This is a genomic window from Microbacterium sufflavum (assembly GCF_023101165.1).
GTDB classification, from domain to species: domain Bacteria; phylum Actinomycetota; class Actinomycetes; order Actinomycetales; family Microbacteriaceae; genus Microbacterium; species Microbacterium sufflavum.
Map to the genome: position 1 here is coordinate 3,532,892 of NZ_CP078076.1, position 18,161 is coordinate 3,551,052.

The following is an 18,161-nucleotide window of genomic DNA, read 5'->3' on the forward strand; positions in this document are numbered from 1 at the left end:
ATTGCTAATCTCCTCTGGTTTCTGTGTGGATGGTGCGTGAGGTCGTGGCGGCCCCGTGGGTCACGGGCGCCGCGGGTTCGGGTTCCGCGGGCTCCGGCGCCGCGGGTTGGGGGCCGCGTGCGCGGCGGGCACGGAAGGCGACGGCGGAGTAGGCCACCGCAGCGATGATGATGACGCCCTGCACGGCGTCGCGCAGCGTGGACGGCACGCCCGCGATGTTGAGGAGCATGAACAGCGCCTCGAGCGTGAACGCCCCGGCGACCGCGCCCACGATCCAGCCCCGGCCACCGCCGAGCACGACGCCGCCGAGCACGACCGCCGTGATGGCGGTGAACTCGTAGCCGCGGCCGACCGACGGGTGCACGCCCGCATAGCCGACCAGCAGCACGGCCGACAGCGTGGCCGAGAGCGAGGAGATCACGAACGCGCGCGTGGTGACCCAGGCGCGGCGGGCACCGGCGTAGTCCACGGCCCTGGCGTTGTCGCCGATGGCGATGAGGGTCTTGCCGAGCGGCCGCTTCGTGAGGACGATGCCCAGCGCGAGCCACACGATCAGCAGCAGCACCGCCCACGGGATGAAGTCCAGCAGCGGCACGTCGCGCAGGCCGCCACGTCCGATCTCGCGGAAGCTGTCGGCGGGGTTTCCGGTGGCCGCTCCCCCTGTCCACCACATCACCCCGCCGAGCAGCGCGAGCATCATGCCGAGCGTCACGATGAACGACGGCACCTTCAGCAGCGTCGTGATCAGGCCGTTCACGAGCCCGACGGCCACCGCGAAGACCACCATGAGCAGCAGCACCGGGATGGTGCGGGCGTCGTCCTGGCCCACCAGGTTGCCGGCGATGATGACCTGCGCCGTGATGAGCGAGCCCTGCGACAGGTCGAACTCGCCGGCGATGATCACGAAGTACTGCCCGATCGCGACGATGGCGATGGGTGCGACCCGCTGCAGGAACCGCATGAACTGCCCCGGCTCGGCGAAGCTCGGGTTGAGGATCGTGACCGCGACGAGCAGCACCACCAGCAGCAGGAACACGGCGCCGCGCGGGCTGACGAGGGTGCGCAGGGCCTTCATGAGCGCGTTCCTTCCGTCGTGGAGCCGGGACTGGGCGCGAGCTCCCGCGCCGCCGCCGCCATCTCGGCCTCCGCGGCTTTGGCCGCCGCATCGCCCCCGGTGCGCGTGCCCCCGGCGCCGAAGCGCGGGCGACGCCGCACGATCGCGCGACGGCTGTACACCGCGACCGCCGCGACGATGACCACGCCGCGCACCACGTCCTTCAGGAACGGGTTCACCTGCAGCACGCTCATCACGTTGTCGACCACCGCGAGGATCGCGACGCCGCCGATCGTGCCCCAGATGGAGCCGCGGCCGCCGAGGAGCAGCGTGCCGCCCAGCACGACCGCGGCGATCGAGAGCAGCGCATAGCCGCCCTGCTGCCCCACCGTCGGGCTCCCGACGCCGAGGCGGCTCGCGAGCAGCAGTCCGGCGAGCCCCGCGAACACGGAGCACAGCACGTGCGCCCAGATCAGCGGCATCCGCGTGCGCACGCCGCTGAGCCGTGCGATCTCCGGGTCGCCGCCGACGGCGTACAGGTGCGCGCCGGTGCGGGTGCGGTTCAGCAGCACCCAGACCACCACGGCGAGCACGATCATGATGATCGTCGACACCGGGACGGGCCCGACGCCGGTGGCGCCGATCAGCTGGAACGCCCAGGGGACGTTGCCCGCCGAGCCCTCGAAGTTCGTGTTGAGGATGCCCTGGAGGATCAGCCCCACGCCGAGAGTGGCGATGAAGCCGTTCACCTTGAGCACCGTCACGATCACGCCGTTGAGCAGCCCGATGCCCGCGCACACCAGCAGCGTGACGGCCACGGCGACCGGGATGTTGCCGGGGTTGCCGTTCATCAGGGTGGCCGCGAGCAGGCTCGACAGGCTGATGACGTAGGTGACGGAGAGGTCGAGCGACGCCCCGAGCACCACGAGCGTCTGCCCGATCGCGACCAGTCCGAGCACGCTCATGCCGGTCAGCACGTCGCGGATGTTGCCGGGGCTGAGGAAGTTGCGGCCGACGGTCGCGACGAGGATCGCCCCGACCACGAGGGTCAGCACGAGGATGCCGAGCACGATCACGGTGGAGTCGATGCGCAGCCGGGGGCGGGTGGCGGTGGTCATCGCTGGCCTCCCTCGGTCGAGGGGCGCGCATCCGCACCGGTCGCCGCGGCGAGGATCTCGTGCTCCGCGGAGCCCGCGGGCAGCTCGGCGACCAGCTCCCCGTCGTGCATCACCAGGATGCGGTCGCTCATGCCGATCACCTCCGGCAGCTCGCTCGAGACCATCAGCACGGCCGTGCCCTGCGCCGCGAGCTGGCGCATCAGCTCGTACACCGCGTACTTCGCGCCCACGTCGATGCCGCGTGTCGGCTCGTCGAACAGCACGATCTGCGGTCCGGTGAGCAGCCACTTCGCGAGCACGACCTTCTGCTGGTTGCCGCCGGAGAGGTACCGCACCTCCTGGTCGAGCCCGCGCGACGACACCTCCAGCGCGCTGAGCACGCCGGGCACCTCGCGGCGCGACGCGGCCGTGCGCCCGGCGAACACGCTGCGCACGACCAGCAGGGCGTTGTCGAGCACCGACTGGCCGAGCGCGAGGCCCTGCGCCTTGCGGTCCTCCGACACGAGCGCGAGCCCCGCACGGACGGCCACCCGGGGGCCGGTGATGCGCACGGGGGCGCCGTCGATGCGCATCGTGCCGCGCGTGAACGCCTGGATGCCGAACACGCCCTCCACGAGCTCTGTGCGTCCGGAGCCCTGGAGCCCGGCGACGCCGACGATCTCGCCGGCGCGCAGCGTGAGCGACACCCCGTCCACGTAGGCGTTGCCGCAGCCGTCGAGCTCGAGCCGCGGCTCCCCCACCTCGGTGCCCTCGAGCGCGTCGGGGAAGTACGACTGGATGGAGCGGCCGACCATGCGCCGCACGAGCTCGTCGGTCGTGAGCGCCGCGGTGTCGTCGGTGGACACGAGGGCGCCGTCCTTGAGGATGGTGATGCGGTCGCAGAGGTCGAAGATCTCCTTGAGCCGGTGCGACACGTAGAGCACCGCGACCCCGCGCGAGGTGAGCCGGCGGATGATGGCGTACAGCAGCTCGACCTCGCGGTCGCTGAGCGCCGCCGTCGGCTCGTCCATCGAGATGACCCGGGCGTCGAACGACAGGGCCTTCACGATCTCGACGATCTGCTGCTCGGCCACGGTGAGCGAGCCGACGCGGGCCTGCGGGTCGATGAACGACACTCCGAGGTCGTCGAGCAGTGCGCTCGTCTTCGCGTTCATGCCGCGCACGTCCACGAAGCCCGCCCGGCGCGGCTCACGTCCGAGGTACACGTTCTGCGCGACCGTGCGCTCGGGCAGGAGGGTGAATTCCTGGAACACGGTCACGATGCCCGCGTCCATGGCCTGACGCGGGTGCGCGTGGTGCACCTCTTCGCCGAGGTACGTCAGGGTGCCCTCGTCGGCGAGCTGCACTCCGGCGATGATCTTCATGAGCGTGGACTTGCCCGCACCGTTCTCGCCCACGAGGCCGTGCACCTCACCCGGTCGCACGTCCAGGTCGACGCCGTGCAGCACCTCCACGCCGAAGAACGACTTGCGGATGCCGCGCGCCGCGAGCACGGGCTGCGTCGTCGTGGCGGTCATGCGGTCACCTCCACCCATCGGCCGTCGTGCGCCGCCGAGTCGAGCACGGCCTCGGTGAGCACGGCGGAGCGGTGTCCGTCGGCGAAGGTCGGGAGTCCGTCCGGTCGAGCCCCGCCGATCGCGGCGTACACGTCCGCCACGAAGCCGTTGAACGCGTCCTGGTAGCCCATCGCATGCCCCGCTGGCACCCGCTGCAGCCGGCCCGCATCGGCGCCGGCGGTCGCGGGATCGCGCAGCAGCAGCCGGGACTCCTCGCGCATCCCGACCCAGAGCTCCTCCGGGCGCTCCTGCTCGAACCGCAGGCTCTGCCGCGAGCCGTGCAGCTCCAGGGTGAGGGCGTTCTTCCGCCCCGGTGCCATCTGCGAGATGAGCAGCGTGCCGAGCGCGCCGGAGCCGGTCTCGACGAGCACGGCGACGAGATCCTCGGTGTCGACGGCGTGCCCGCCGCGCTCCGCGTAGACGCGGCGGCTGCGGGCGCTGAGGGCACGGATGCGCTCTCCCGTGACGAACTCGATCAGGTCGCACAGGTGCGAGCCGATGTCGGCGAAGGCGCGCGAGGCGCCGCCTGCCTCAGACCTCACGCGCCAGTCGTCGTCGCCGGGCAGCAGCATCCAGTCCTGGAGGTAGGAGCAGTCGAGGGTGAGCAGGTCTCCCGCCTCTCCCCTGGCGATGCGGGCCCTGGCCTCGCGCACCATGGGGTGGTAGCGGTAGATGAAGGGGACGGCGCCGATGAGGCCGGCCGCGGCGGCCGCCTCCGCGAGCTCGCGGGCGTCGTCCGCGGTGGTCGCGAGCGGCTTCTCGCAGATCACGTGCTTGCCGGCGTGCAGCGCGCGGCGCGCGAGGTCGGCGTGCGTGGCGTTGGGGGTGCAGATGTGCACCACGTCGATGTCGTCGGCGTCGAGGAGGGCGTCGGCGTCGACCTCCGCCCGCTCGGCCCCCAGGGCCTGCGCCGCATCGCGTCCGCCCGCGGCCGACCGGGTGGCGATCGCCCGCAGCTCTCCCCCTGCGTCGCGCGCTGCCGCGCGGTGGACGCGGGCCATGAATCCCCCGCCGAGGATGCCGGCTCGGATCGTCCCGAGACCGGTGTCTGTGACATCCGTTGTCATGTCGGGGAGTCTGACACACTCCGAACGACTTTTGCTAGCTTTTCGTCAAAAGTTGTTCGAACCGAATTCGAAGTTCTGCGTCTGCACTCCGAAGTGCTGTGGTTTACTGACCGAATGGTTGACGTGCTGAGGCCGGTCACGGTGCCCTCCCCGGGGACGGGCGAGATCTTCCAGATCCTCCGAGACGGCCAGGCGCGCACCAAGGCCGAGCTCGCGGCGCTCACCGGACTCGCCCGCTCGACCGTCGCCCTCCGCGTCGACGCGCTCCTCGCCGCCGGGCTCCTGCGGCCGGCGGGCGAAGCAGCCTCCACGGGCGGACGCCCGCCCGCGCGGGTGGCCTTCAATCCCCGCGCCGGACTCTCGCTCGCGGTCGACCTCGGTGCCACGCACGCCACGGTCGCGGTCGCCGATCTGTCCGGTGTCATCCTCGACGCCCGCACGCGCACGATCGACATCGGCGACGGCCCCGAGAAGCTCCTCGACACCATCCTCGCCGACGGCGCCGCGCTGCTCGCGGCGACCGCGGACGGACTACCGCTGGTCGGCGTCGGCATCGGGGTTCCCGGCCCCGTCGAGCACTCGACCGGACGGCCCACGAACCCGCCGATCATGCCGGGGTGGGACCGCTTCGACGTTCCCGCCTATGTGCAGCGGACATTCGACGTGCCCGTGCTGGTCGACAACGACGTGAACATCCTCGCGCTCGGCGAGCAGGCCACGAGCTGGCCCCGCGTCGACGACCTGATCTTCGTCAAGGTGTCCACGGGCATCGGCGCCGGCATCATCGCGGGCGGACAGCTGCAGCGCGGAGCCCAGGGGTCGGCGGGCGACATGGGCCACGTGCAGGTGCCGCGGGGGGCGGGATCCGAGCGCGATCCGGACGACGAGCGCGACCTCGAGGCCCTGGCCAGCGGCTCGGCCCTCGCGATCGCGCTGCGCGCGGCGGGGCACGAGGTGCACAGCGCCTCCGACGTGGTCGACCTGGTGCGCGGAGGCAACGCGGCGGCGATCGAGGCGACCCGGCAGGCGGGCCGCGACGTGGGCGAGGTGCTCGCCACCGTCGTGAACCTCCTCAACCCGTCGATCATCGTGCTGGGCGGCAGCATCGCGCGGGCCGGCGAGCATCTGCTGGCCGGTGTCCGCGAGGTCGTGTACCGCCGGTCGATCCCCCTCGCCACCCAGCACCTGGCCATCGTGCAGTCCCAGGCCGGAGACCGGGCCGCGGTGCTGGGGGCGGCGATCATGGTCGCCCGCGAGGTGCTCTCCCCCGCGAGCGTCGACCGCTATGTCGCGGCGAAGGGGTCGAAGTCGGCCGACAGCGCGCCGATCTGATCGAGCGTGCTGGCCACCTCGACGAAGCGGCGCTGTTCCGCGGCCTCCTCGATCGACAGCAGCGTGTCGAGCACGTGGTACGCGAACTCGCCCGTGGCGACGTGCGGGCGGTCGTCCGCGATCGAGCGGACCATGTCCAACAGGCCGATGCCGCGACCGGCGAGCACGCCCTCCTGGGCGACGTCGACGATCTCCTGCTCCACGGGCTCCGGCGGCACGAAGTGGCGCGCGAGCGGGCGGGTGATCGTGATCGGTCCCCCGAAGGTGTTGGGGTCGGGGATCGTGATCGTGCCCTCGGTCCCGGTGATCTCCACGCTGCCCTGCCGCACGAGGGGCGAGTCGGTGCTGTAGAGGCTCTGGGCCTGACCGCCGCCCTCGAAGTCGAGCAGCACGCTCAGCGTCGACGGGATCTCGACGGGGAACTCCTGCCCGGCGAGCTCGCCGACCTGCACCCGCCTGGTCGGCGCCCCCTGCAGCCCGAGCGCGGCGACCGCCGCCACCGGGCCGAACACGTGCACGAGCGTCGAGACGTAGTACGGGCCCATGTCGAGCAGCGGACCGGCGCCCTTGGCGTAGAGGAACGCCGGGTTCGGGTGGAAGATCTCCGGGCCCTGCCACTGGAACGTCGTCTGCCCGAACAGCGGCCGCCCGATGTCGCCGCGCGCGATCGCGCGCTTCGCGGTCTGCACCCCGGGGCCGAGCACCGTGTCGGGCGCGGCGCCGATGCGCCGTCCGGCCGCCTCGGCGGTGAGCAGCAGCCGGCTGGCCTCCTCCCGGCTCACGCCGAGCGGCTTCTCCGTCCACACGTGCTTCCCGGCGCGGATGATCGCCTCGGACACCGCGACGTGCGCGGCCGGGATCGTGAGGTTGACGACCACGGCGATGTCGGGGTCGTCGAGCACCACGTCCACGCCGCCCGCCCGCGGCACGCCGTACGCCTCGGCCTGAGCGCGGGCGCGCTCCGGGAGGAGGTCGCCGATCGCGAGCACCCGCACGTCGGGGAACCGGGTCAGGTTCTGCAGGTACTGGTCGCTGATGTTGCCCGCGCCGATGATGCCGACGCCGACCGCGTCGCCTGTGCGCCCCATCAGCCCGCGACCTCCGCGTCGAGGAACCGCCGACTGCGCTCGATCGCGTCGAACAGGTCGCCCTCGTAGTGGTCGAACTCCACGATGGCGAGCTCGAGCGCGGGGGCCGCCGCGATGGCCGCCACGAGCGGGACGGCGCCGTCGCCCGCGGGCACCTGGTCCGCCGGCGGGTAGGCGTCGAGCAGGGCGGGGTCGAGCGTGCCGTCCTTGGCGTGCACCGCGATCACGCGGTCGCCCAGGCGCTCCAGCAGGGCCACGGGGTCGACCCCACCGCGCGCCACCCAGTAGAGGTCCACCTCCAGCACCACGCGGTCGTCGAGCAGGCCCGCCAGCACCTCCAGCCCCGTCACGCCGTCGAACGCGGCCTCCAGCTCGTGGGCGTGGTTGTGGTAGCCGACGCGCACGCCCATCGCGGCGCCGACCTCGGCCGCGGCGTTGAGCAGTCGGGCGGTCTCGGCGATCTGCTCCACCGACTCCCAGCGGGCAGGTTCGGTGTACGGGTCGATCACGGTGTGCATGCCGAGCGTCTTCGCCGCCGCGAACACCTCGGCGGGCGCGGGCACGGGCAGGGTGGTGCCGCTGCCGTCCGGGTTGACGAACGACTCCGACGCCAGGAACGCGTGTCCGGAGGGCGCGGTGAGACCGGCGGCGGCGAGCGCGGCGGCCATCGCCTCGGCCCTGCGCACGAAGTCGTACGGCTCGACGGCCGTGAACCCGCGCGCGGCGACGGCGGCGAGAGTGCCGTCGAGGTCGGCCTCCAGCTGCTCGCGGATGGTGAACAGCTGCAGGGACGTCTGGATCGTCATCGGTCGTGCTCCTCGGGTCGTCGGCGACTCGCGGGTGGTGCCCCGCGCTGGCACGCTATCACCGAATACCTCCACATGGAAGTTTTGATCGCACTAGACTCGGGCCGTGCCCCCCTCCTCCGCCGACGGTCCGGAGCGCCCACGCGCCCGTGGCGCCTACGCCAAGGGGATCGCGCGTCGGCAGGAGATCCTCGACCGCGCGATCGAGGTGTTCGCGACCCGCGGCGCCGACCGCACGAGCCTGCGCGCGATCGCCAGCGAGGTCGGCGTCACGCACGCCGCGCTCACGCACTACTTCGGCTCCCTGGAGGAGCTCCTGGTCGCGGTCTACCGCGAGAGCAACGCCCCTGGCCGGCACCCCGAGGCGCGAGACGACGCGACACCCGTGGAGAGCATGATCCTGTCGGCCAGGGTCAACCGCGAGGTGCCAGGCCTCGTGCAGCTGTACTCGGCCCTGGTGGCCTCCGCGCTCGAGGAGGGCCATCCGGCGGCGAGGGAGTTCGCCACCGACCGGTTCGCGCGACTGCGAGCGAGCATCGCCGCGACCGTGCGGCAGCAGCAGCGCGAGGGGCGCATCCGCGACGACGCCGACCCCGAGGCGGTCGCGGCCCTGGTCATCGCCGCCTCGGACGGCCTGCAGACGCAGTGGCTGCTCGACCCCGACGCCCCGCAGCACGAGGCGCTGACACTGCTGGACCGCCTGCTCCGCCCCACCTCGGGTGCCGAGCCCCGACCACCGGAGGATGACCGCGCATGAGCACAGGACGGGTCGTGGTGGGCGGGTCCACCGGATTCATGGGGCAGTACCTCACGGAACGCCTGCGCGGGCAGGGGCGGGAGGTCGTCACGGTCTCTCGCTCGGGCGCCGACCTCGCCTGGACCGACCAGGCCGGGATCGACGCGGCGGTCGAGGGTTCCGCGCTCGTCCTCGGCCTCGCGGGCAAGAGCGTCAACTGCCGGTACACGCCGGCGAACCGCGCCGAGATCTTCCGCTCCCGGCTCGACACCACCGCCGCCCTGCGCACCGCGATCGCGCGCGCCTCGGCCCCGCCCGCCCTGTGGATCAACTCGTCCACCGCGACGATCTACCGCCACGCCGAGGACCGGCCGATGACCGAGGCGGACGGCGAGCTCGGCAGCGGCTTCTCGGTCGAGGTCGCGAAGGCCTGGGAGCGGGAGCTGTTCACGGGCGCGCTGCCCGGCACGCGCCGTGTCGCCCTGCGCAGCGCGATCGTTCTGGGCGACGGCGGAGTGCTCGGCCCGCTGCGCACCCTCGCCCGCCTGGGCCTCGGTGGCCCGCAGTACGACGGGCGCTGGCCGGTGAGCCGTGCGCGCCGGGAGGCCGGCACCGCGCATCGCTTCGGCGCGCGCCGCGGTCGCCAGCGGTTCAGCTGGATCCACCTCGAGGATGTGGCGCGGATCGTGGAGTTCCTGGAGCAGACGCCGGCGCTGGAGGGTCCGGTGAACGCCGCGTCACCGAACCCCGTGGACAACGTCGCCTTCATGGCGGCCGTGCGTCGCGCGCTGGGGGTGCGTCTCGGCCCGCCGACGCCGCGGTGGATGCTGGAGCTGGGCGCGATCGGCATCCGCACCGAGACCGAGCTCGTCTTGAAGAGCCGGTGGGTGCTGCCCGAGAAGCTCCGCGCCGCGGGCTTCACGTTCCGCTATCCCGACCTCGATGAGGCGCTGCGCTCCTCCTTCGCCGCGTCGACCTGATCGCACCCCGGCGCGCGATCAGGTCGACGTCTCCGGCGAGGGTCACACCGAACGCTGCAGGGCCGGGAACGTCCAGCTCCCGTCGAGGAGCTCGGCCCGCGGACGGTACAGACGCACGAGGTAGTTCCACCCCTCCGGAATCGGGATCACGTTCGGCACGCCGTCGGGGTGGTCGCCGAACCGCACCGTGATGGCGCCGTCGTCGTCCCGGACTCCGGTGATGTTGTTGATCGTGTAGGCACCGCGGTCGTTCGGCTCGAAGAAGCCGTCGGCGTTGTACACCGAGATGGACCAGAACCCGTCCACGGGAACGTCGACCACTCGGAGTTCGTACCGCCCCTGCGGCAGCCGCGGGTCGACTCCGATGTACTGAGCCTCCCAGGAGGGCAGCCCTCCCCACCCCGCCGCGGTTCCGATCAGGTGCCGGATCGGATCGACTTCGGCCTCGGCTCCGAACATGCGGTCGAAGCCGCGCAGGTTCCGCGCAAGAGTCAGCAGTGCCCCGCGTGTCTCGTCCAGGTCCGCGGGGTCGTCGTCGGGGAGGGGGAACGGTTCGGCGGACGCACTGTCGATCCCGAGCTGATCCTGGAGCGCCGTCACGACGGCCACGTCTGCCTGGTCTTCCGGGTCGACGAGGATGCGCACCGCGACCACGACGTAGGGTGTGCCGAACCGCTCGGTGGTCAGCCGGTACTCTCCGGGGTCGTGGAAGACGGCGTCCACGTAGTGGCGTTCGTTGACGACCATCGCCGAGAGGTAGCGATCGCCGTGGTCCGGGATCGTGAGCGTCGCCCCCGCGCGGATGTCGACGACGGCGAAGCTGTAGAGCGTGTCACGGTTGAGCCGGATGACCGTCTGATGCTCGATCGCGGCCGGCTCCCTGTTGTGTCGGAACCGGTTCACGCCCCCGGCGTCGCGCTGCAGGTCGGACATCATGCGGTGGGTCTCGGCGACGGCGAAGTTCTCCACGTTCACGGGTGTGCTCATACCGGCATCATGGCACCGACGCGCACCCCGAGCCAGGATCGTCTCGAACGGCCGGTCTCCGAACCGTCTACGCTCCCGCCGCGGGCGCGTCGCCGTCGTCGCGTCGCCGCTTCTCAAGTTCCTCGCGCAACCGCCACTCCTCGATCTCGCGGTCGAGGTCGGCGATCTGCTGCTCCGTCGTGCGGGTGTCGCGGGGCCGGGAGGGAGGCGCCGTCACGGTGGGTGCGGCGGGTCGTTCGGCCCTCCGCATCCGGGGGATCGCGACGCCGCCCTCGCCGTACTCGCGTCCGAGCGCGAACCACAGCAGGCTTCCGACGAGCGGCAGCAGGATCACGATGATCAGCCACACCATCTTGGGCAGGTGCTTCACCTGCCCGTCGTCGCGGGTGATGATGTCGATCAGCGCACCGACCATCAGCGCGATGATCAGCAGCGAGAACAGGAACGGCATGAGTTCAGGGTAGACGACGGGTCGTGCGCCGCGCCGCCCTAGGGCAGGAGATGCCCGGCGGCGCGGAACAGCTCGTACCACTCGGGCCGCGTGAGGACGACGTCGGCGCCGGCCGCCGCGTCCCGCACGCGCTCGGGGGTCGTGGTACCGAGCACGACCTGCATCCCGGCGGGGTGCCGCGTGATCCACGCGGTGGCGATCGCGATCGGCTCGACGCCGTACTGGGCCGCGAGCCGGTCGATCACGGCGTTCAGCTCGGCATACTCCGGACTGCCCAGGAAGACACCGGCGTCGGTGCCGCTCTGGAACGGCGACCACGCCTGCACCGTGATGCCGTTCAGCCGGCAGTAGTCGACGATGCCCCCGCCGTCCCGCACGATGCTCTGGTCGTGTCCGCCGATGTTCGCTGCGACCGGCTGCGCGATGATCGGCGCGTGGGTGAGCGACAGCTGCAGCTGGTTGGCGATCAGGGGCTGGCGGACGGCCGTGCGGAGCAGGTCGATCTGCGACGGGGTGTGATTCGAGACGCCGAACGCCCTGACCTTGCCGGAGGACTCGAGGTGGTCGAACGCCCGCGCGACCTCGTCGGGCTCGACGAGCGCGTCCGGTCGGTGCAGCAGCAGGACGTCGATGCGATCGGTGCGCAGCGCGGCGAGCGATCCCTCGACCTGGGTGACGATGTGGTCGTAGGAGAAGTCGAACATCCCCTGCGTCGGCACGATGCCGCACTTGGTCTGCAGCACGATCTCGTCGCGCTCGCCCGGGCTGAGGGCGAGCGCCTCCGCGAAGCGGGCCTCACAGCGGTGCATCGCACCGCCGTAGATGTCGGCGTGGTCGAAGAAGTCGATGCCGGCCTCGCGGGCTGTCGCATACAGCTCGCGGATGTGGGCGTCGTCCTTGTCGGCGATACGCATCATCCCGGCGATGACGGCGGGGGCGGTGGCGGTTCCGAAGGGCACGGTCTTCATGGTCGCCACGCTATCGCGCACTCACGGGTCCACGGCAGTCGAGAACGGCAGGAGGTCCGTCACCGGGATGTCGAGCGCCGCCGCGATGCGCGCGAGGTCGACCATGGTGAAGTCCACGCGCGCGTCGAAGAGGTCGTGCAGTCGACGAGCGGAGATGCCCGATCGATCCACCAGCCGGTCGAGCGACACTCCGGCGTGCAGTCGCGCCGCCTCCACCGTCGATGCCATCGTGTGACTCAGTTCTGTCCCCATACGCCGACACTACCCCCACACGCGGACACGCACTCGGGAAGAATGAACCGATATGACGGCATCTTGATCTCGGAGCGCTGCTAGGGTGTGCCGAATGAGGACACCTGCCGAGCAGTTCAACGAGGCCGTCGGGCGGCAGATGCGGGCCGAGATCGCCGCCGCGCGCAGCAGCATCGCGGCGATGGCACGCAGCGTGGGTATCGCACGCAGCGCCCTCGACAACTACGTCACCGGAAAGCGCGCGATCCCGGTGCCCGTGGTCTATGCCGTGTGCGCGACTCTCGGGATCGAGCCGCACGTCCTGGTCGCGAGAGCCGAGGAGCGCCTCGACGCCGACGGCACCACCGCCATCATCACTCCCCTGCGCCGCACCGCCGATGTCGCCACCCCGCGCGACAATACCCGCGAGGTCGCCTTCGAATCCGACGAGCGGCACGACGCCGACACCGACGACCTCTACGACTGACGCCGACGACCGTGGGAGGACGCACATGCAGCAGCTCCTCCTGCGCGCCGAAGACCTCGGTCTGCGCGTGATCGAGCGCCCGGGACGCACGCGCGGCGGGTTCGACCCCGCGACCGGCACCATCCGCCTCGCGCCGGGCATGAGCAGACGGACGGCCCGCAGCGTGCTGGCGCATGAGCTGGGTCACGCACATCTCGGTCATCGACCCACCGAGGTTCCCCACACCCGCGAACGCCAGGAACGGGCGGCAGACGAGTGGGCCGCCCGGCTCCTCCTCACACCGCAGGCGTATGCCGCCGCCGAGCGGGCTCGCGGCGCGCACCTCGCGAGCCTCGCCTTCGAGCTCGATGTCACGGTCGAGATCGTCGTCGCCTTCCAGCGTCTGCTGCGCCAGGGGACCACCGCGACCCGGGCGGCGTGAGGTCCACCCGCATCGCGCTGGTTGAATGGGGACATGGCCTTCCTCGTCCCACCCGCCCCCGTGACCCTGACCGGCGACCTCGTCGAGCTGCGTCCCCTCGATCGCTCCCACATCGACGGGCTGGTCGACGCCGTCCGCGAGGGCGAGCTGTGGAAGACGGCGTGGTACACGTCGGTCCCGGAGCCCGACGGCGTGGCCGCGGAGGTGGATCGGCGGCTCGGGCTCGTCGACCGCGGCGAGATGCTGCCGTTCACCGCGATCGACGCGAGCGGACGGATCCTCGGCCTCACGTCGTACTACGACATCGTCGCCGACGTGCCCCGGCTCCACATCGGCTACACCTGGAACCGCCCGTCCGCGCACGGAACCGGAACCAACGCGGAGTCGAAGCTGCTGCTCCTGCGGCACGCGTTCGAAACGCTCGGGGTGTTCCGCGTCGGGCTCACCACGCAGTGGGTCAACTTCCAGTCGCGCACGGCGATCGAGCGACTGGGCGCCAAGCAGGACGGCGTGATGCGCGCGATGAGTCGTTACCGCAACGGCGCGCTCCGCGACAGCGTCGAGTACTCCATCATCGAGCCCGAGTGGCCCGCGGTCCGGGCGAACCTGGAGGCGCGGTTGTCCCGTCGGCGCTGAGCGATCGCGCCGACGGGGTCGGCCTCACTCGGTCGGGCTGCCGGTCCAGTTCTTGGAGCGGCGCGTGGCCGAACCGCGCTGCCGCATCGCGAAACCGAGGGCGAGCGAGACCAGGATGATGCCGGCGCAGAAGGTGAGCGCGGCGGCGGTGTCGGGGAGCTCGTGCGCGATCCCCAGCAGCCAGAAGCCTCCGAGGAAGAGGATCATGAAGAACAAGAAGCTGAGGATCACGGGATCTCCTGTCGTCGGTGCCCTACCAGGATAGCCCGGCCCCGGGAAGGCCCTGTGCCGCGGTCTCCGGGCCTGGTGTGATCGTCGCATGACCAGTACGCTCACCGCCCTCGCGATCTCCTGCACGCTCAAGCCGTCCCCCGCGGAGTCGAGTTCCGACCTCCTCGCGCGCCAGCTGCTCGACGCCCTGTCCGCGCACGACGTCTCCGGCGACATGGTGCGGGCCGTCGACTTCGACATCCGTCCCGGTGTCGAGAAGGACATGGGCGACGGCGACCAGTGGCCAGCCCTGCGTCGGCGCGTGCTGGCGGCGGACATCCTCGTGTTCGTGACGCCGACCTGGATGGGCCAGCACTCGAGCGTGGCGCAGCGCGTGCTCGAGCGGCTCGACGCCGAGCTGAGCGAGACCGACGACCAGGGCCGCCCGATCCTGTTCGACAAGGTCGCGATCGCCGGCGTGCTCGGGAACGAGGACGGCGCCCACCACATCTCGGCGATCCTGTTCCAGGCGCTCGACGACATCGGCTACACGATCCCCGCCCAGGCCTCGGTGTACTGGAACGGCGAGGCGATGCAGACGGTCGATTACAAAGACCTCGAGGAGACCCCGGAGAAGGTGGCCTCGGCCATCCAGACGGCCGCGCGCAACGCGGCACACCTCGCACGGCAGCTGACCGCGCAGCCGTACCCGGCGTCCTGACGCGAGGACGTCCGCCGCGGCGCCCTCACTCCGTGGCCGCGAGGCGCCGGCGCCAGTAGTCGATCTCCGCCTTCGACCGTGGATGGCTGAGGGGATCGACCGCGGCATCGGCGTCGTCGAGCCACGCCTGCGCGGAGAGCCGGTCCCCGGCCACGCACGACAGGGCGCCGAGCGCGATGCCGGGCGTGAACGGTCGGGTGCGCAGGTGGAGCGTCGTCTCGGTGTGGCCGGTCACCGGATCCCGCACGCCCTCCGCAGCCGGGATGCCCTCCCCTGTGGTGAGCACCGCCGCGAGCCGAGCCCGGTCGCCGCAGGCGCCCAGGAACGGCACGATGGCCGAGCGCACGCGGGCGGCCAGCCGCTCGAGGGTGTCCTCCTCCGCGAACCACGCGCTCTCCACGATCGACACATCGAGCTGGTAGGGCTTCACCCGCTGCGGGTCGCGGTGGATGGCGACGCCGTCCTCCGGATGCAGCGCCGGGAACAGCACGCCGTAGTGCACGCTCATGTGCAGGCCGCTGGAGAAGAAGTCGACGACCTCGACGCGATCCTCCACGGTCCGCCGCCACGTGCGCCCCGACTTGCGGAAGCCGAATCCGCGCATCGTGCCGTCGACGTGGTCGCGCAACAGCCGATCGACCTCACCACGCAGCACCCGGGGGATCGGATTCGCCTTGGCCCGCACGGCCGCCGCTTTCTCCCGCTTCAGGTCGTCGTCGCGCGTCGCCGCTCGGGCCGTCGCCTCCGAGCCGAGCGCCGTTCCGATGCGCTTCACCAGATCGCGGCGTGCGATGCTCTCCAGCAGCGCCTCGAGCTCTGCGGTGTCGGCGGGGGCCTCGCGCTGCACCAGACTGTCGATCGCCGCGGTCGCCACCCGCAGGGCGAGCGACTCGGTCTGCGGGGGTCGCGTGGCGGCGCCCTGGCGGGCGAGCGCGCCGAGCAGCGGCGCGGGCACGTCGTCCGAGGACAGCCAGCGCGCGGCGACGACGGCCGCGCGCACGAGATCCTCGTTCGACGGCGTGAAGAGGTGGCCGTCCGCGGCCACCCCGGTCTCGGCCGCGGCGCGTATCCACTCGCGCACCAGACGGCGGCCGGCGTCGGACTGCACGTGCTGCCGCGCCTGGCGCTGCCAGGTCTGGGACGGCGCCTTGTGTCCGAGCGCGGCCAGGTGCCGCACGATCGGTTCGATGTCATCCACGGGCAGCGCGCGGGCGAGTCGTCGTGCCCGCTCGGCCCACTCGTCCCCGTCGTCGACCACCGTGAGGTCGAGGACTCCCGACGGCAGGAACGACGCCCGCAGGCGGCGCGCGACCTTGAGATCCTTGTCGACGCCGTAGCGCGAAGCGAACCGTCCGGACATCAGCCCGTCGAGGTGCTGCACGCTGGCCTCGAGCGCCTCATACAGCTCGGCATCCCGATGCCCGGCGTCCATCGCCGTCTCGGCGCCGCGCAGCGCCGGGGCGCACACATAGCTCATGGCATCGATGGCGAGCGCGGCGCGCAGGGCGAACGCCGCGGTCTCCGCGTCCCAGGGCAGCTTCTTGCGCGGGAGGGAGCGGATGAGATCGTCTTCGGCCGATCGATGCCGCCACCCGTTCACGAGCTGCGGGCTGACGTCCATGATCAGCAGCAGCGCGACGAGCTGGAGGCGCGGTGTCGACGCTCTCCCGGCGAAGGCCTCCGCCCAGTCGGTGTCCGACGACACGGGACGACCGAGGGCCTCCCCCAGCTCACGGCGCAGTGCCTCGCGGGTCAGTGCCACGCCGGCACCGCCGAGCGCTTACTCGGCGGGACCATCGATGACTTCGTCGACCAGGCTGATACCTCCGGACGAGCTCGCCTCGACCATCAGCGCCTGGATCCACTTCACGTTGAGCTGCGGGGTCTCCGGCTCCTCGAACGTGAACCGGAGCGGGATGGACGGGTGCAGCCAGATGGTCGAGCGGCCGGGGGTGTCGCCCTCCGGGTGACGCCAGGAGAGCGTGAAGCTCTCGTTGCGGCGGAGCTTGGTCGCGATCGCGACCTTGAGGTGTGCGAGGGCGCGGTCCTCGATCTGGATCTCGCTGCCGCTCCCGTACTGCATGGTTCCCATGCCACGACTGTAGCGGGCGACTCTCCCGCATGCGAAGGCCGTGCTGCGCTCGCGGGAGGAGGACTCGTCCGGGGCTGTCAAGGCCCTGGGCCCGGCGCGGTGCGGGTGTAGGTTCCGCGCATGGAGACGATCAGAGTGGGTCTCGTCGCGGATCCGGCGTCGCCCACCGCCGTTGCGCGCCGGATGACCGGCCTCACTCCACCGCTCGCCGCCGAGGCCGACGGATGGATCGTCGAGCTCGTCAGCGAGCCGTTCACCCTCGGGTCGGAGGATGTCGACGTCGCTCTGGAGCGACTCCGCTCGCACGCCGATCAGCACGGGTGGGACCTCGTCATCGGCGTCACCGAGCTTCCGCTCCGCGACGACGACGGCCGCTATCTCCTGGCAGCGGTCCACCCTCGACGGCGCTCCGCCGTCCTGTCGCTTCCCGCACTGGGAGGGTTCCGGGTGCAGCGCCGCGCACGACACGCGGTTCGGGGCCTCGTGGACGGGATGGCTGAACCCGTCTCGCCGGAAGAGCAGCGCCTGCCGCTCCCCCGGCTCAGCGCCCGGGGGCGTGTGCTCCTGGGCATGGTGCTGGCCAACCGCCCGTGGCGGCTCGCCGCGGGTCTCAAATCGGCGCTCGTCGCCGCCCTCGCCACCGGCGCGGTGGCGACCATCGAGCCGACCGTGTGGTCTCTCGCCCTCTCGCTGTCGCCCTGGCGCCTGGTGGCGGCGACGGTGGCCTCGATCGCGATCATCATCGCCTGGATCGTGATCGACGGCAGGCTGTGGGACCGACCCGACGACGACTCGCCCGCGGCGCGGGAGCGATCCCGTCTCTACAACACCTCGACGCTGCTGACCCTCACCGTCGGGATCGTCATCTGCTATCTGACGCTCTACGTCGTGAACCTGGCGTGGGCGCTGTTCGTCCTCGACCCCGCGGTCATGAGTGAAGACCTCGGGCGGTCCGTCGAGTTCGGCGATCTGTTCGTGCTCACCTGGTTCGTCGCGTCGGCGGCGACTGTCGGCGGGGCGTTGGGCACCGGCCTGGAGTCCGACGAGGCGATCCGGGCCGCCACGTACTCCAAGCGCGAGGAGGAGCGCCGCGCCCGGTTGGCCGACGAGCGCGACGCCCGGTGACGACTGCCGGGTGCACGTCCACGCGGAAGGGCCCCGCCACCTGCTCATGGTGAGCGGGTCGCGGGGCCTATCGATCGTCGACGTCGGCCGGGGGA

The 18,161-nt window shown here is 71.7% G+C and carries 21 protein-coding genes; 8 read left to right on the top strand and 13 right to left on the bottom strand.

Going from position 1 to position 18,161, the window contains the following annotated elements:
* Window positions 1-4: 4 nt before the first annotated feature.
* The 4 genes from KV394_RS17140 to KV394_RS17155 are packed head-to-tail and all read right to left on the bottom strand — an operon-like array spanning window position 5 to window position 4,795.
* Window positions 5-1,075, bottom strand: a complete 1,071-nt coding sequence (locus KV394_RS17140; protein ID WP_247981986.1) for an ABC transporter permease — start codon at window positions 1,073-1,075, stop codon at window positions 5-7.
* Window positions 1,072-2,172, bottom strand: a complete 1,101-nt coding sequence (locus KV394_RS17145; RefSeq protein ID WP_247981987.1) for an ABC transporter permease — start codon at window positions 2,170-2,172, stop codon at window positions 1,072-1,074. Before KV394_RS17145 ends, KV394_RS17140 begins: the two co-directional genes overlap by 4 nt.
* Window positions 2,169-3,689 carry a sugar ABC transporter ATP-binding protein gene (locus tag KV394_RS17150; protein WP_247981988.1) on the bottom strand — a complete coding sequence of 507 codons (1,521 nt, stop codon included), beginning with the start codon at window positions 3,687-3,689 and terminating at the stop codon, window positions 2,169-2,171. The genes KV394_RS17145 and KV394_RS17150 overlap by 4 nt, the downstream gene beginning before the upstream one ends.
* The gene (locus KV394_RS17155) at window positions 3,686-4,795 is read right to left on the bottom strand and encodes a Gfo/Idh/MocA family protein (RefSeq protein ID WP_247981989.1); all 1,110 of its coding nucleotides are present in this window, start codon (window positions 4,793-4,795) and stop codon (window positions 3,686-3,688) included. The genes KV394_RS17150 and KV394_RS17155 overlap by 4 nt, the downstream gene beginning before the upstream one ends.
* Before the next feature lie 114 nt (window positions 4,796-4,909).
* Here KV394_RS17155 and KV394_RS17160 point away from each other — a divergent pair, with 114 nt between their 5' ends.
* Window positions 4,910-6,127 (top strand): ROK family transcriptional regulator, encoded by a 1,218-nt coding sequence (locus tag KV394_RS17160; protein WP_247981990.1) that lies wholly within the window; start codon window positions 4,910-4,912, stop codon window positions 6,125-6,127.
* On the opposite strand, the gene KV394_RS17165 is transcribed toward KV394_RS17160, so the two are convergent.
* Entirely contained in the window at window positions 6,079-7,215 is a 1,137-nt protein-coding gene (locus KV394_RS17165) for a Gfo/Idh/MocA family protein (protein ID WP_247981991.1), read from the bottom strand. The genes KV394_RS17160 and KV394_RS17165 overlap by 49 nt on opposite strands.
* Window positions 7,215-8,021, bottom strand: coding sequence for a sugar phosphate isomerase/epimerase family protein (locus KV394_RS17170; RefSeq protein ID WP_136031102.1), 807 nt, complete (start codon window positions 8,019-8,021; stop codon window positions 7,215-7,217). The genes KV394_RS17165 and KV394_RS17170 overlap by 1 nt, the downstream gene beginning before the upstream one ends.
* Window positions 8,022-8,127: 106 nt before the next feature.
* Here KV394_RS17170 and KV394_RS17175 point away from each other — a divergent pair, with 106 nt between their 5' ends.
* Together KV394_RS17175 and KV394_RS17180 are read left to right on the top strand one after the other, a co-directional pair.
* Entirely contained in the window at window positions 8,128-8,778 is a 651-nt protein-coding gene (locus KV394_RS17175) for a TetR/AcrR family transcriptional regulator (protein ID WP_136045873.1), read from the top strand.
* Complete coding sequence (locus tag KV394_RS17180; RefSeq protein WP_247981992.1) at window positions 8,775-9,737, top strand: epimerase; 963 nt, start codon at window positions 8,775-8,777, stop codon at window positions 9,735-9,737. The genes KV394_RS17175 and KV394_RS17180 overlap by 4 nt, the downstream gene beginning before the upstream one ends.
* Window positions 9,738-9,779: 42 nt before the next feature.
* On the opposite strand, the gene KV394_RS17185 is transcribed toward KV394_RS17180, so the two are convergent.
* The 4 genes from KV394_RS17185 to KV394_RS17200 form a co-directional block, all read right to left on the bottom strand.
* Entirely contained in the window at window positions 9,780-10,724 is a 945-nt protein-coding gene (locus tag KV394_RS17185) for a DUF1214 domain-containing protein (RefSeq protein ID WP_247981993.1), read from the bottom strand.
* Between the two features lie 67 nt (window positions 10,725-10,791).
* The gene (locus KV394_RS17190; protein WP_136037193.1) at window positions 10,792-11,175 is read right to left on the bottom strand and encodes a PLD nuclease N-terminal domain-containing protein; all 384 of its coding nucleotides are present in this window, start codon (window positions 11,173-11,175) and stop codon (window positions 10,792-10,794) included.
* 38 nt (window positions 11,176-11,213) lie between these two features.
* The gene (locus tag KV394_RS17195; RefSeq protein WP_136031111.1) at window positions 11,214-12,143 is read right to left on the bottom strand and encodes an aldo/keto reductase; all 930 of its coding nucleotides are present in this window, start codon (window positions 12,141-12,143) and stop codon (window positions 11,214-11,216) included.
* 21 nt (window positions 12,144-12,164) lie between these two features.
* Window positions 12,165-12,395, bottom strand: coding sequence for a helix-turn-helix domain-containing protein (locus tag KV394_RS17200; RefSeq protein ID WP_247981994.1), 231 nt, complete (start codon window positions 12,393-12,395; stop codon window positions 12,165-12,167).
* Window positions 12,396-12,489: 94 nt separating this feature from the next.
* Here KV394_RS17200 and KV394_RS17205 point away from each other — a divergent pair, with 94 nt between their 5' ends.
* From KV394_RS17205 to KV394_RS17215, 3 genes are read left to right on the top strand one after another with little or no spacing between them, the layout of a single operon-like run.
* Window positions 12,490-12,861, top strand: a complete 372-nt coding sequence (locus tag KV394_RS17205) for a helix-turn-helix domain-containing protein (RefSeq protein ID WP_136031115.1) — start codon at window positions 12,490-12,492, stop codon at window positions 12,859-12,861.
* A 25-nt stretch (window positions 12,862-12,886) separates the two neighbouring features.
* The gene (locus KV394_RS17210) at window positions 12,887-13,282 is read left to right on the top strand and encodes an ImmA/IrrE family metallo-endopeptidase (protein WP_136031117.1); all 396 of its coding nucleotides are present in this window, start codon (window positions 12,887-12,889) and stop codon (window positions 13,280-13,282) included.
* A 33-nt stretch (window positions 13,283-13,315) separates the two neighbouring features.
* Complete coding sequence (locus KV394_RS17215) at window positions 13,316-13,918, top strand: GNAT family N-acetyltransferase (protein WP_136031120.1); 603 nt, start codon at window positions 13,316-13,318, stop codon at window positions 13,916-13,918.
* A gap of 24 nt (window positions 13,919-13,942) precedes the next feature.
* Here the strand turns inward: KV394_RS17215 and KV394_RS17220 are convergent, their stop codons facing one another.
* Window positions 13,943-14,149: a hypothetical protein gene (locus KV394_RS17220; protein WP_136031122.1), complete on the bottom strand. Its 207-nt coding sequence runs from the start codon at window positions 14,147-14,149 to the stop codon at window positions 13,943-13,945.
* Between the two features lie 88 nt (window positions 14,150-14,237).
* Here KV394_RS17220 and KV394_RS17225 point away from each other — a divergent pair, with 88 nt between their 5' ends.
* Window positions 14,238-14,849 carry a flavodoxin family protein gene (locus KV394_RS17225; RefSeq protein WP_247981995.1) on the top strand — a complete coding sequence of 204 codons (612 nt, stop codon included), beginning with the start codon at window positions 14,238-14,240 and terminating at the stop codon, window positions 14,847-14,849.
* Between the two features lie 25 nt (window positions 14,850-14,874).
* On the opposite strand, the gene KV394_RS17230 is transcribed toward KV394_RS17225, so the two are convergent.
* Together KV394_RS17230 and KV394_RS17235 are read right to left on the bottom strand one after the other, a co-directional pair.
* A complete protein-coding gene (locus KV394_RS17230; protein ID WP_247981996.1) occupies window positions 14,875-16,611 on the bottom strand; it encodes a DUF4304 domain-containing protein in 1,737 nt (578 codons plus the stop codon).
* 18 nt (window positions 16,612-16,629) lie between these two features.
* Complete coding sequence (locus KV394_RS17235) at window positions 16,630-16,941, bottom strand: DUF7882 family protein (RefSeq protein WP_136031128.1); 312 nt, start codon at window positions 16,939-16,941, stop codon at window positions 16,630-16,632.
* A gap of 120 nt (window positions 16,942-17,061) precedes the next feature.
* Here KV394_RS17235 and KV394_RS17240 point away from each other — a divergent pair, with 120 nt between their 5' ends.
* Entirely contained in the window at window positions 17,062-18,066 is a 1,005-nt protein-coding gene (locus KV394_RS17240) for a hypothetical protein (RefSeq protein WP_206253023.1), read from the top strand.
* Window positions 18,067-18,161 lie beyond the last annotated feature (95 nt).